Annotated in this window: 9 protein-coding genes and 11 tRNA genes; 19 read left to right on the top strand and 1 reads right to left on the bottom strand. The window is 37.3% G+C overall.

Annotation, left to right across the window (positions count from 1 at the left end):
• Positions 1 to 44: 44 nt before the first annotated feature.
• The 13 genes from AC5KOD_RS13175 (at position 45) to AC5KOD_RS13115 (ending at position 2251) form a co-directional block, all read left to right on the top strand.
• Positions 45 to 118: transfer RNA gene (locus AC5KOD_RS13175), tRNA-Asn, on the top strand.
• Between the two features lie 29 nt (positions 119 to 147).
• Positions 148 to 234 (top strand) — tRNA-Ser (locus AC5KOD_RS13170).
• A 12-nt stretch (positions 235 to 246) separates the two neighbouring features.
• A tRNA-Glu gene (locus AC5KOD_RS13165) sits at positions 247 to 318 on the top strand.
• A gap of 53 nt (positions 319 to 371) precedes the next feature.
• A tRNA-Phe gene (locus AC5KOD_RS13160) sits at positions 372 to 447 on the top strand.
• Positions 448 to 450: 3 nt separating this feature from the next.
• A tRNA-Tyr gene (locus AC5KOD_RS13155) sits at positions 451 to 531 on the top strand.
• Between the two features lie 10 nt (positions 532 to 541).
• Positions 542 to 615 (top strand) — tRNA-Trp (locus tag AC5KOD_RS13150).
• A gap of 18 nt (positions 616 to 633) precedes the next feature.
• Positions 634 to 705: transfer RNA gene (locus AC5KOD_RS13145), tRNA-His, on the top strand.
• A gap of 8 nt (positions 706 to 713) precedes the next feature.
• Positions 714 to 784, top strand: a tRNA-Gln gene (locus AC5KOD_RS13140).
• 26 nt (positions 785 to 810) lie between these two features.
• Positions 811 to 881: transfer RNA gene (locus AC5KOD_RS13135), tRNA-Cys, on the top strand.
• Between the two features lie 12 nt (positions 882 to 893).
• A tRNA-Leu gene (locus AC5KOD_RS13130) sits at positions 894 to 977 on the top strand.
• A gap of 179 nt (positions 978 to 1156) precedes the next feature.
• The gene (locus AC5KOD_RS13125; protein ID WP_496915021.1) at positions 1157 to 1381 is read left to right on the top strand and encodes a zeta toxin family protein; all 225 of its coding nucleotides are present in this window, start codon (positions 1157 to 1159) and stop codon (positions 1379 to 1381) included.
• A gap of 303 nt (positions 1382 to 1684) precedes the next feature.
• A complete protein-coding gene (locus tag AC5KOD_RS13120) occupies positions 1685 to 2080 on the top strand; it encodes a hypothetical protein (protein WP_496915020.1) in 396 nt (131 codons plus the stop codon).
• A gap of 98 nt (positions 2081 to 2178) precedes the next feature.
• Positions 2179 to 2251 (top strand) — tRNA-Val (locus AC5KOD_RS13115).
• 58 nt (positions 2252 to 2309) lie between these two features.
• Here the strand turns inward: AC5KOD_RS13115 and AC5KOD_RS13110 are convergent.
• Positions 2310 to 4670, bottom strand: coding sequence for a helix-turn-helix domain-containing protein (locus AC5KOD_RS13110; protein WP_496915019.1), 2361 nt, complete (start codon positions 4668 to 4670; stop codon positions 2310 to 2312).
• Positions 4671 to 4920: 250 nt separating this feature from the next.
• Between AC5KOD_RS13110 and AC5KOD_RS13105 the strand changes: the two genes are divergently transcribed.
• From AC5KOD_RS13105 to AC5KOD_RS13080, 6 genes are all read left to right on the top strand, one after another.
• Positions 4921 to 6066, top strand: coding sequence for an ArgE/DapE family deacylase (locus tag AC5KOD_RS13105; protein WP_496915018.1), 1146 nt, complete (start codon positions 4921 to 4923; stop codon positions 6064 to 6066).
• A gap of 49 nt (positions 6067 to 6115) precedes the next feature.
• Positions 6116 to 7390, top strand: coding sequence for an MFS transporter (locus AC5KOD_RS13100; RefSeq protein ID WP_496915017.1), 1275 nt, complete (start codon positions 6116 to 6118; stop codon positions 7388 to 7390).
• Between the two features lie 88 nt (positions 7391 to 7478).
• Positions 7479 to 8675, top strand: a complete 1197-nt coding sequence (locus AC5KOD_RS13095; RefSeq protein ID WP_496915016.1) for an amidohydrolase — start codon at positions 7479 to 7481, stop codon at positions 8673 to 8675.
• 18 nt (positions 8676 to 8693) lie between these two features.
• Positions 8694 to 9902, top strand: coding sequence for a M20 metallopeptidase family protein (locus AC5KOD_RS13090; protein ID WP_496915015.1), 1209 nt, complete (start codon positions 8694 to 8696; stop codon positions 9900 to 9902).
• Between the two features lie 435 nt (positions 9903 to 10337).
• Positions 10338 to 11627 carry an O-acetylhomoserine aminocarboxypropyltransferase/cysteine synthase family protein gene (locus tag AC5KOD_RS13085; protein ID WP_496915014.1) on the top strand — a complete coding sequence of 430 codons (1290 nt, stop codon included), beginning with the start codon at positions 10338 to 10340 and terminating at the stop codon, positions 11625 to 11627.
• 32 nt (positions 11628 to 11659) lie between these two features.
• Positions 11660 to 12478: a homoserine O-acetyltransferase/O-succinyltransferase family protein gene (locus AC5KOD_RS13080; RefSeq protein ID WP_496915013.1), complete on the top strand. Its 819-nt coding sequence runs from the start codon at positions 11660 to 11662 to the stop codon at positions 12476 to 12478.
• Positions 12479 to 12619: the final 141 nt, after the last annotated feature.

Here is a 12619-nt window from a genome sequence, read left to right as displayed (position 1 = left end):
TCCCCCTGTGAGAGTAGGACGTTGCCACGCTTAAGTTGTATTATTCCGGCATAGCTCAGTTGGTAGTAGCGCATGACTGTTAATCATGATGTCGTAGGTTCGAGTCCTACTGCCGGAGTCGCTTTTAAGAGAATAAGCAAAGAATCTGGAGAGTTGTCCGAGTGGCCGAAGGAGCATGCTTGGAAAGCATGTAGGCGGGTGACTGTCTCAAGGGTTCGAATCCCTTACTCTCCGTATAAGCACAAAGGCCCGTTGGTCAAGCGGTTAAGACACCGCCCTTTCACGGCGGTATCACGGGTTCGATTCCCGTACGGGTCATTTCATCTTTAAATTATTTTTTGAAGATGACATTATGTATAAAAATTCTAAATGGCCTGGTAGCTCAGTTGGTAGAGCAACGGATTGAAGCTCCGTGTGTCGGCAGTTCGATTCTGTCCCGGGCCACCATTTGGAGGAATAGCGAAGTGGCTAAACGCGACGGACTGTAAATCCGTTCCTTAGGGTTCAGTGGTTCGAATCCACTTTCCTCCATTTTTATACTAGGGATATAGTTAAACGGTATAACTACGGTCTCCAAAACCGTCATTGTGGGTTCGATTCCTACTATCCCTGCCATTAAATTTTTGTAACACGGCGATCGTGGCGAAATGGTTAACGCACCGGATTGTGGCTCCGGCATCGGGGGTTCAATTCCCCTCGTTCGCCCCTTTTATTGGGCTATAGCCAAGCGGTAAGGCAACGGACTTTGACTCCGTCATCGTTGGTTCGAATCCAGCTAGCCCAGTTTTATTTTATGTTTTACATTAATTAGGCGGTATAGCCAAGTGGTAAGGCAGAGGTCTGCAAAACCTTCATCACCGGTTCAAATCCGGTTACCGCCTTATACTTAATTAGCCGGTGTGGCGGAATTGGCAGACGCGCTGGACTCAAAATCCTGTGATCTCACGATCGTGCCGGTTCGACCCCGGCCACCGGTATTACTGTAACATCAACGTAAGGTATACGTTGATGTTTTTTTATTTATGAAATCTTAAAGAGACGAATATAATATCCCAATTGTATGATACACTATGAGTGAGTATCTATTATATCATCAATACACTACTTATTTGATTTACCTTCACCCTATACTGCATGGGAAGGAGAAAGATAATTGATGAGTAAATTAATTATTTTAAGAGGAAATTCAGCTAGTGGAAAGACTACTGCAGCTAAAGCAATTCAAAATCATTACCCAAGAGGAACTGTAATGAGGATTTCTCAAGATGAAATTCGGTTATGGTTTTTAAATGTGAAAGATAGAATAGATAATCCGACACCTGAACTAATAAAGCAGATTGCTGAATTCGGTAAAGGGAGATTTGAAATAGTTTTTATTTAAGGGTTTTTAGGTTCGCATATTTATAAAGAGATGTTTATACTTATTACTATGATATTTCACTTGAAGAAACTCTAGCACGTCATAGTCAAAGAGACTTGTCTAAAGCCTTTGGAACTGAAGGAATGGAGAATTGGTGGTTAGAAAAGGATGTATTAGGCTTTTAAAATGATACTTTACTTACAGCAGAACTAACTCAAGTTGATGTGATTGATATTATCATAAAAGATATCAGTCTAAAGATGTAAAGAATACGTTGATGTTTTTTTATTGAATATTTATAATAAGTAAGGAAGGGAAATTTGAATGGAGATTGAAATTGACAGACAAAGCGTCTCAATGGGAGATGACTGTATGCCACATAAAGTATTGGTGTGCTTTAATGAGGAACAAATGCTTTCTAATTTATTTACTTATTTAATTGATTATTTACCCCAGATGACACAAGTCGTATGGGCTATTAAAAGTTCCAAAGATGTTTTGGCATATTTTATTGTGGCAGAGAATGGCGTAGTTGAAATTGAGTATGTTGTTAAGGATGTAGAATTGTCGCAACTAAGTTTAAGAAAAGTGTTTTGTATTTATTATCCTTCTTCACGGTTTACATGGGTTGATGGCAATACGGGAGAATTAATGGAAAAGTACCCAGAGTGCGCCACTTTGTTAGAAAAGGTCAAAGCTGTATCTAATAAAGTTGATTGAGGACATCCAGGTAAGCAAGCAAAGGATAGCCAGGTAGATAGTTTTTTTCTTATTGACAATGTATGCTTAAACAGCTATTCTTATATGTATAGTGTAAAGGTTCCTTAGCTCAGTTGGGAGAGCATCACCTCGACAAGGTGGGGGTCGCTGGTTCGAGACCAGTAGGGACCATCATTAAAAAACGGTATTCCTCTAATCAGGAATACCGTTTTTTGTATTATTAATTCTACTAACTGATTGGTCGTTGTGTTGGAACAAATTTTATAGCGTTAAGTTCCAACAATAGTACAGCATTCGTATCTAGAATGCAATAAAAATCAAAGCCATTCTTAACTTCTAGATCGAAAACTTTCATTTTGGGTCGACTAACTTCTGATAAATAGGAGTGAGATTCATAATCTAAAGGCTCTGTACTTTTGAAATCACTATAGGCATAAAAAATAGCTCCATGATGTCGGTTAAAGTCCAATTGTTTAACTTGATAGAAATCATTTTTTATTTCAGGGATGTCAATTCTAAAGGTGATAGATTGACTCTCAAGAAAATTTTCTTCTAAACTTAAGTGAGGTGGAAAATAATTGGCGTTCCATAGAAGAAGTTGATAATTATCGTAATGATTAGTCAACATGAATTCTTCTCCAAGAGCAACAACTTTTCCTCTTAAGCGATTAGCAATTTCTAAAACATGAAAAATTGGACGTTTTCCGAGATAGTTGTGAAATAGCTCTAGGCCATCGAATTTAATTGGTTTAATAGATTGACTAGACTCGAAGCTTTCTGTATCAAGCCAAAATCCGTATCCCGCAACAATTAAATCTAGCTTTAACACTTCTTGTAGAACTAAGGCACCACGAAAGAAAGATCCGTTGGTAACACGACTTTTACCTGTCAAAGTATTCCATTGTGAAAGAAAAAGTGGAAGAGAAACATGCCAAGCATCAAGTCTCTTTTTGATATTTTGTGCCTCTTTAAAGACGAATTCATGAAAGTTTTCTACATTTGGCAAGATACTTTCAATTTTCTCATATGTATAGTTAGGTTCGGATTTAAAGGATAGAAAGTCGCAAGTTGGAATTACTTGCTTAATATAACGATCTCTTAATTTTGTATCTTGAATATCATAATTGGGGTAGCTTAAAGGGAGTTCAGCCCCGATTTGAATGACAGGGTTAATACATTTAATTGTTTTGCAAATCTCTAAAAAAAGAGTAATATTATTCGATAAATCATAGGGATTGAATTGACAATCAATTTTCCAATTTCTAAGAAAACTTGTGCCTTTCTTCTTTTCAATGTGTCGTAAAAATTGTTGCCGATCATTTTTATAAAAATGTGAAATAGTTTCATAATCGGTTAATGAGAGCTGATAGTATACTCCTAATTGATTTTTTTCAAGAAATTCTAGAACACGATCAAATTTTGCAAAGGGAGAAAAAATCGATAAGCTTTCTTGCTGGTAAACAGTATAGGCATCTGGAGATTCTTGAAAAAGGCTCTGTATCCCAATATAACGGATATCAATGGATTTTTTCGCAATAATAATTTCATCTTGGGTATCTGTGTTGAGTAGATCCTCCAAACTATTAATGTGTATTATGACGTCAGCATTGATTTGTTCACGAACATTTTGTGTTTGAATCGCTAATTTTTTATGAGTTTCAACGTGCTCAATATCTGTTGTCTCATCTTGAGGTAGGTGAGCATAATAATAAAGAGCAGCTAATATATCTGATTCGTTGGTAGCTAATAATTGAGTTGATTTAGGCGGCTTATTAATAACAGGTTCGTCGGTTTTAAAATAGCGTTGTCGATAAGTTGACGGTGATTCACCAAAAAGATTCTTGAAGTGAATACGATAAGTTTTACTATTACTGAAGCCGTTATTTAAGGAGACTTCATCTATATTTAGCCGAGTATATAATAGATCTTTAAGACTTTGGCGAACTCGAAGATTACTTAAATAATGAGAAAAGTAATAACCTGTTTCTGCCTTAAATAATTTTGATAGTGCGGATGGTGACATAAAAAAAGTGCTAGCGACTTGTTCCAAAGCGAGTGGTTCTTGGTAATTTTGTCCAATGTATTCAATAACTTCAATGATTTTGTCATTATAAAAATGATAATTATAGTAACTCGATTCTTTTTGAAAAAATTGAATCAACAATAGGATGATTTGATGTAAGTTCATTGAGATTCTTAAATCCTTAGTGGGTTCACCACTATAGTGACTTAGAAATAATTCTGCGACATACTTTCTTAAATTGTAGATAGCTTCTCGTTTACCTGTTTCCAATTGTTTCGGAAATAGTTCAAAATTTGTCGTAAAGAACCGAGGATAGAGTGAGGAAAAAAATAAACTATCTAATTGTAATTCAAATAGGACACAATCTTCTCGAAAAATTTTTGTTATTTTAAGTCTATCACTGGGGTTGAAGATAAGAATATTACCATCCTTAATTGCGTGTTCTTGTTCATCAGTTTGAATCATAAGATCACCTTTAACCAAAAACAGAAGAGTGGTTTCTTTAAAAATGAGGGTTTGATTAACAGAAACTGTCAAAAGGGATAAATGGTATTTTTCGTTCATCATCAATAATTACCTCGATTCTTACTAATTTTTCTTCATTATAACATTATTCATAAATAAACGTTCGCTAATCATCGGATTATTTTCTAAAAAACAAACTTTAGAATTAGTCGTTTTATATCAGAAATTAGAGTTCTGTTATAACGTTTGTTTACGCTTACAATTAATTGTAGGAAGATGAGTTAGGGATGAGGAATTCTCATTTAATTCTCATCTACAGCTATTGAAGAGTTAAAAAAAGGAGAGAAAAGACATGGATAACAAAGAAGCATTAGAATTATTAAAAGAAGTTGTGAGAATGGAAACAGTATTAGGAAACGAAAAGTTAGTTGCAGATAAACTAGCAACTATTTTTTCCGATTGCGGGATTCCTTCTGAACGGGTTATTTACGGCGAGAATCGTCATCAGTTAATTGTTACTTTGGAAGGGAGTGAACCAGGACAAGTTCTAGGATTTTCTGGACATATGGATGTTGTACCAGTAGGAGAAGTACCATGGAACTATGAGCCATTTGCTGCTATTGAGAAGGATGGATTATTACATGGTCGTGGTACTTGTGACATGAAAGCGGGATTAATTGCGCAAGTCGTCGCTTTGATTCGCTTGAAAGCTGCTGGTGCTAAGTTTAAAGGTACGATTAAACTATTGATTACAGTAGGAGAAGAGACCGCTGCAATCGGGGCCCACCAAATGACTGATTTAGGTTTTGCAGATGATTTGGATGCGTTAGTGATTGGGGAGCCTTCATCGCTTGATATTGTCATTGCACATAAAGGCGCTTTGTGGCCTCAAATTACAACTTATGGTAAGACTTCTCACGGCTCAATGCCGCAATTAGGGATAAATGCTATCGATCATATGATCGAATTGATTAATCAATTTAAGGCAGAGTTTGATTTCTCTGTTTTTGAGGATGAACTGCTTGGTGCGTCGACTGCTAGCTTAAATATTTTTCAAGGTGGTAATGGGGCAAATGTAGTGCCCGATAAGTGTGTTGCAACGATTGATATTCGCACAATACCTGAGCAAAATCATGAAGAAATGAAAAGTGCTATCAATGAAATGATAAAAAAGGCTGGTGAAACTATTCCTGATTTTAAAGGAGAGGTTGTTTTCATAAATGATTTACCCGCGATTAGAACAGAAAAAGATCATCCATTTACACTTTTGGCAAGTGAATCAGTTACCTCAATAGCTGGAAAAGTTCCAGAGGTTAAGAGTTTAACAGGTTATACTGATGGTTCAGAGTTTGGAAGAGCAAAAAAAGACTTCCCTATATTAATTATTGGACCGGGAGATGTGACTTTAGCGCATCAACCGAATGAAAATGTGTCAATTGAAGAATTTTATCAAATGATTGAGGTAAATTGTCATCTCGCATTAGCTTTTTTGAAATAAGTAGTAACGGAGCGTTATAAATCAAAGAAAGATTGAGGTGAAGGCTTAGATGAAACAAAATAAAATTTTTTATGGTTGGTGGATTGTTGTAGGAGCGGTTATATTGACAAGTACATTAGTACCTAGCGTTGTATCTATGGCTAATAAATTTTTAATTCCTGTGACAGAAGAAATGGGAATTAATCGTAGTGCATTTACTTTGAGTAATACGATACTCCAAGCTATGGGGATTTTTTTGTCACCATTTGTCGCAAAAAAGATTTCCAAAGGTAACTTAAGAGCCATTCAGAGTACTGCGATAGTTGTATTTGCCTTAGCATACGCTTCATATGGACTGGCAACAAGTCCAATTCACCTATACATGTCATCTTTTGTAATTGGTATTTGTTATTTATTTTCAACGATTATCCCGATCAGCATTGTTATTACGAATTGGTTTGTAAAAAAAAGAGGGCTGGCAATGAGTATTGCTATGACAGGTATCGGAATTGGAGGCTTCCTATTTAGTCCCTTAATTACCTTCTGGTTAGAGCGTTTTGGTTGGCGTCTTACTTACATGATTATGGCTGCAATTCTATTTTGTGTCGCTTTACCTATATCTTTGTTGGTTTTTAAGAAAAAACCGGAAGACATGGGACTAGAGCCATATGGAGCTAACGAAGCGCCAGATGAAGGGAAAAAAATGTTCAAGACAGAGACGGTCATTCTTCCCACTAAAACGCTGTTTGGAAAACCATTCTTTATCGTTTTATTAATAGGAATGGTCTTAAATGGCATAATTAACAGTGGAGCGCTAGGGCAATTTCCACCAGCTTTGGAGGGGCTAAAAGGGCCAGCCGTTGCAGCATCAGTAATTTCTTTATATTCTATTGTGGGCGTTGTTGGGAAATTGTTACTGGGTTGGATAAATGATCGTTGGGGGATCGTGGCGAGTTCAATTTTTGGTTGTGTAACGTTTGGTTCAGCTTTCTTATTGATGTTAGTCGGCAGTAGCACCTTTTCTTTTTATGCTATGGGCATCGTTTTCGGACTAGGAATTGCAATTGGTTCCGTTTCACCTCCACTTGTTACTTCTTCCATTTTTGGAACAGAGCAGTACGGAGAAGTATATGGTTATGTTAGTAGTGCGATTCAAATAGGGATGTCTGTGGGATCATTGCTCGTTGCGTCAATGTATGATGTGACAGGCTCATATAGTTTGGCGTGGCTTTTATTGCTTGGCTTAACAGCTTGTACATTAATGAGCTGGATAGGAGCTTACTATCAATCGAGGAAATATTGTGCAGAAACACCAGCAATCGATCAGACTATTACTGAAATTTAGCTGATTATTGCTTAATAGTTGAATTATATGTTTGTTAATTAGAATATGCCACTAGTCTTATGTATTAACAATGAAAGGAAGTATAAAAATGAGGGAACTACAAAAAACGTTAAGTCAACGTTTGAAAGAGAAGGAACCAGAATTAATTCGTTTACGTCGTTATTTTCATGAAAATCCAGAGCTGTCTTTTAAAGAAGAAAAAACAGCAGAGATAATTGCTAATTTTTATGAGGGGAAAGACTGTCGAGTACAAACTAATTTTGGCGGAGGATATGGTATTCTAGTTGATATTCAAGGAGGTAAGCCAGGACCAAGTCTAGCAATTAGAGCTGATTTTGATGCATTGCCAATCCAAGAGGAAACAGGTTTACCTTTTGCTTCTAAGAATCCAGGAGTAATGCATGCATGTGGGCATGATGGTCATACTGCGTATATGTTAATTTTAGCAGAGACGTTAATTGAACTCAAAGAACAGTTACCTGGTCGGATTAGAATTATTCATCAACCCGCGGAGGAAACACCACCAGGAGGAGCTTTAGGAATGGTTAAGGCTGGTTGTTTAGATGGTTATGACCATGTTTTTGGTGCTCATGTAATGACTTCTATGGAGGTTGGAAAAATTGCTTATCGAGAAGGACCTGTTCAAACTGGTCGGACAACATTTAAAGTGAACCTTCAGGGAAAGGGGGGGCATGGCTCAACACCACAAGATGCCAATGATACGATTGTCGCAGCTGCTCAATTTGTGACTGCAGTTCAAACAATTGTTAGTCGGCGAGTTGATCCTTTTGATACGGTAACTGTTACAATTGGTTCGTTTGATGGAAAGGGTTCTGCTAATGTGATAAAAGATAAGGTGGAGCTTGTTGGAGATGTTCGTGTGATGAAAGAAAGTTCTCGTGGTTTAGTTGAGCAAGAATTTAGACGCCTATTGGAAGGCATATGTTTAGCGTTTAACATTAGTTATGAGTTAGACTACATCCACGATTATCCAGTTTTAGTGAATGATGTTGATTTAACGGAAATGTTCGCTCATGTAACCAAAGCGGCAAAAATCGACAAGGTGACAGAAGTTCTTCGATGTGAACAACAAACACCATCGGAAGATTTTGCCTATTATGCAGAAGAAAAGCCAAGTTGTTTTTTCTATGTAGGAGCGACAACATCAGGAGAGAGCTATTATCCTCATCATCATCCCAAATTTATGATTGATGAAGATTGTTTGTTGATTACAGCAGAGGCAATGGGAAATGTTGTTTTGGCTTATTTGGTTGATGGGATATAAGGGAGAGGATTGGTTAAAATGAGATGGAACGAAGTTATATTTGAAGAGGCAGAATTACTGCAAGAAGAACTTGTTAGTATTCGAAGAGAGCTGCATCAGAATCCTGAAACAGGTTTTGATTTGGAGCAGACGGTTTCACTAGTACTTTTAAAATTAAAGGAGATGGGGTATCAACCAAAACGTTGTGGCAAGGCAGGGATAATAGCAACTGTTGGAAATGGTGAAGGGAAAACCTTTTTATTAAGAGGAGACATGGACGCGTTACCTATTTTAGAAGACACTGAACTGGTATTTAAATCAGTAAATGGTAAAATGCACGCGTGTGGTCATGATGTTCATACAACCATGTTGCTTGGTGCGGCAAAGTTATTGAAGAAGCATGAACATGATATTGTAGGAACAGTAAAATTAATGTTTCAACCCGCCGAAGAAATCATGTTAGGAGCTAGTAACATGATAGAGGCGGGGGTTCTTGAAGCGCCAAAAGTTGATGCAGGTATGATGATTCATGTAATGCCAGGTTTACCTCTAGATGATGGGACATTGTGTGTGTCTAACAAGGGCAAGGCTTTATCCTCTTGTGATTGGTTTGAAATAGAAGTATTTGGTAAGAATGGTCATGGATCAATGCCACAAAATGCCATTGATCCAATAATACCAGCTTCTAATATTCATTTAGCATTGATGGAGATCCAAACTCGTGAGCTGCCAGCAGATGCCCTGGTTGCGTTGACAGTAGGAGAATTTCATGCTGGCAACACCTCTAATGTGATTCCAGAGACAGCCATTTTGAAAGGAACATTGAGAACCTATGACGACAACATGCGTATGGACATAAAGCAGAGAATGACAGAAATTGCGGAAGGAATTGCTAAAGCCTATCGTTGTGTAGCGGAGGTTCGATTTTTAGCAGGTGCTCCGACTCTTGTTAATTCTGAAGAATTAGTCGAACAGGCAGAAAAACTGTTACCAGAAGTTGTTGGTGAGGATAAGGTTATAGCTTTTAATGACATTCCTAAGATGGTGGTACAAATGGGATCAGAGGATTTTGCCTATATTAGTCATGAAATCCCCTCTCTTTTATTAGGGATAGCTGCTGCAGATAGTAGAATTTCTCCTCCTTATCCGGTCCATCATCCCAAGTTAATCCTGAATGAAGCTATTTTGCCATATGGTGTTACTGCTCATGTTAGTATGGCTTTGAGTTGGCTTACAGAAAATAATTAATTTCATTAAAATTAAATGAGCTTACGGTGAAAAAACACTTGATTTTCTAATCTTAATCAGTTATGCTGATAATAATCAAAAATAAAAGTAAACGTTGATGAGAATAGTAATTAGTGGATGAGTTTTAAGAGAGCCTCTGTTTTGGTGAAAAGAGGTAATTCAAATGCTAATGAAGATGGCCTCGGAGTATAGTGACTGACTTGATAGTAATATCAACAGGTCCTACAGGTTTCGCCTGTTATAGCGATAGAGTATACTGGTAAGAAAGCGTGCCAAAGTACTTGAAAAGGGGGAAGCTGTGAGGCTTTGCCAAAATAAGGTGGTAACATGACTTCGAATTCATTTTCGCGCTCGTCCTTTAATAAACTTGTAACTAAGTTTGTTAAAGGACGAGCGTTTTTTCTTTTTCATCGAGTACTTTAGGAGGAAATGATAATGACAGAAAAACAAGAAACGTATGGTAAAGGAACGATTGCAGTTCAAGGGACTTATCAACCAGAGCAGGGAGGCACACGGGTTTTACCGTTATACCAAAGTACTACTTATGCTTATGAATGCGCTGAGGATACAGCAGCACTTTTCAATTTGGAGGCTGCTGGACACCTGTATTCACGAATTAGCAACCCGACAGTGGCAAGCTTTGAAGAAAAGATTGCTTTATTAGAAGGCGGGGCTGCAGCTGTTGCCACTGCTTCGGGGATGGCCGCAATTCTAAGTAGTATCCTTAATCTTGCTCAGGCGGGAGATACTATTCTGAGTTCTAATCAGATATACGGTGGCACAACAAATTTATTCATCGCTAATTTACCTAAATTTGGGATAAAAACTATTTTCTTTGATCAAAATGCCACTGCTGAAGAGATCATTAATTTAGCAGAAAATACAACTAAATTGATATTCGCAGAAACTGTCTCGAATCCAAGTATTGAGGTATTAGATTTTGAAAAAATTAGTGGAGTAGCTAAGAAACTGGATTTACCATTAATTATTGATAGCTCTTTAACAGGGCCAGCTCTGATTAACCCGCTTGAATTAGGCGCGGATATTGTTGTTCATTCCACATCAAAATATATTGATGGGCATGCGAGTGCTGTTGGTGGGATTGTCGTAGATGGCGGCAAATTTGATTGGGATAACGGTAAGTATCCAGAATTAGTTGAACCAGATGCTAGCTATCATGGTGTTCGTTACTTAGCTGATTTTGGAAAGGCCGCCTATGCAACTAAATTAAGGGTTCAGTTAGTCCGAGACTTGGGAAATATTCAAACACCGTTTAATGCGTACTTAACTAATTTAGGCTCAGAAACGCTAGAATTACGTTGTCAAAAACACTCGAGTAATGCTTTAGCGGTGGCTGAATGGTTGAATCAACAGGAAAGTGTCACTTTTGTAAAATATCCGGGTTTAAAAAAGGACTCTCAATACACTCTGGCTCAAAAGTATTTACCAAAAGGGGCAAGTGGGATGATTTCTTTTGGTATCAGAGGTGGGGAGATTGCTGCTAAGGAATTTATCAATCAATTGGAGTTAATTAAGCTAGTGACTCATTGTGCGGACATTCGCAGTTCTGTTATCCATCCAGCTAGTACGACGCATCGTCAGTTATCTACTGAACAGCAAATAGCGAGCGGGGTTACCGAAGACTTAATTCGTTTATCAGTTGGAATAGAGGATGTAGTGGATATTATTAGAGATATTGAGCAAAGTCTAGCTAAATTGAGTTAATACTTGCTCAAGATGAGAGAGGAGTGTTAGAGATGAATGAAAAAATACTCAAGATTGCAATTTTGAATTTAATGCCGACTAAAGAGGCTACTGCTAATCAACTAACAGCTTTATTGACTAATAATCCGGAGTATCCAGTTGAAGTTGTCTTATTTTATCCAGAGAGTCATTATCTGACTAAACCAGTGCCTAACTTATTAGTTAATCACTATTTACCTTTTTCTCATCTCAGTAAGCAAGAGTTTGCTGGAGTCATTGTTACTGGGGCTCCTGTAGAGCAACTGGCTTTTGAGGATGTTGACTATTGGTCGGAATTATGCCAAACGTTAACCCAGATTAAACTTAGAGGCATCCCAATTTTATCTATTTGTTGGGGGGCACAGGCAGCTCTTTATCATTATTATCAAATTGAAAAAGTAAGGTTAGTTGATAAAATAGTCGGAGTGTTCGAGCATCAGCTAAGTGTCGAAAACCACCCCGTCTTTGGTCAATTGACAGAACGGTTTAAAGCGCCACATTCTCGTTATACAGCAGCTAAGACTTCTCAGGTATTTGCACATCCAGATTTGGTAGTAGTGGCTGATTCAAAAGAGGCCGGACTCTATTTGGTGACAAATAATAGAGGGAATGAAACATATATTTTTGGTCACGCAGAATATGGACAGGACACCTTAAATCAGGAATATCAACGAGATCAAGCGAGTAATTCTAATGCCCCGTTTCCCAAAAATTATTATCCAAATGATCAAGTTGATCAGCAACCTCAGAAAACATGGGAGAGGCATGCACAACTTTTATTTGGTCAATGGGTGAAGTCACTTGTTTCGTGTGAATTAACTCTGATAAAATGATTATATAGAGAATTCAAGATAATGTTTGAGTAGGGAAATAGTACCATTAATTGTTTGAATGATAAAAATATTAAAATAGTAATTAATAATTAAAAATTCTTTCATAATTGAGTTTACAAGCGGATAGATTTGAGGTATACT

The organism is Vagococcus sp. WN80Y, assembly GCF_059621045.1.
The sequence above is the reverse complement of the archived record's forward strand: the minus strand, read 5'-3'. Positions and strand labels throughout refer to the sequence as shown.

Coding starts and splice junctions, on each gene's coding strand:
- AC5KOD_RS13125 (WP_496915021.1), top strand. CDS start 1,157: ATGAGTAAATTAATTATTTTAAGAGGAAATTCAGCTAGTGGAAAGACT.
- AC5KOD_RS13120 (WP_496915020.1), top strand. CDS start 1,685: ATGGAGATTGAAATTGACAGACAAAGCGTCTCAATGGGAGATGACTGT.
- AC5KOD_RS13110 (WP_496915019.1), bottom strand. CDS start 4,670: ATGATGAACGAAAAATACCATTTATCCCTTTTGACAGTTTCTGTTAAT.
- AC5KOD_RS13105 (WP_496915018.1), top strand. CDS start 4,921: ATGGATAACAAAGAAGCATTAGAATTATTAAAAGAAGTTGTGAGAATG.
- AC5KOD_RS13100 (WP_496915017.1), top strand. CDS start 6,116: ATGAAACAAAATAAAATTTTTTATGGTTGGTGGATTGTTGTAGGAGCG.
- AC5KOD_RS13095 (WP_496915016.1), top strand. CDS start 7,479: ATGAGGGAACTACAAAAAACGTTAAGTCAACGTTTGAAAGAGAAGGAA.
- AC5KOD_RS13090 (WP_496915015.1), top strand. CDS start 8,694: ATGAGATGGAACGAAGTTATATTTGAAGAGGCAGAATTACTGCAAGAA.
- AC5KOD_RS13085 (WP_496915014.1), top strand. CDS start 10,338: ATGACAGAAAAACAAGAAACGTATGGTAAAGGAACGATTGCAGTTCAA.
- AC5KOD_RS13080 (WP_496915013.1), top strand. CDS start 11,660: ATGAATGAAAAAATACTCAAGATTGCAATTTTGAATTTAATGCCGACT.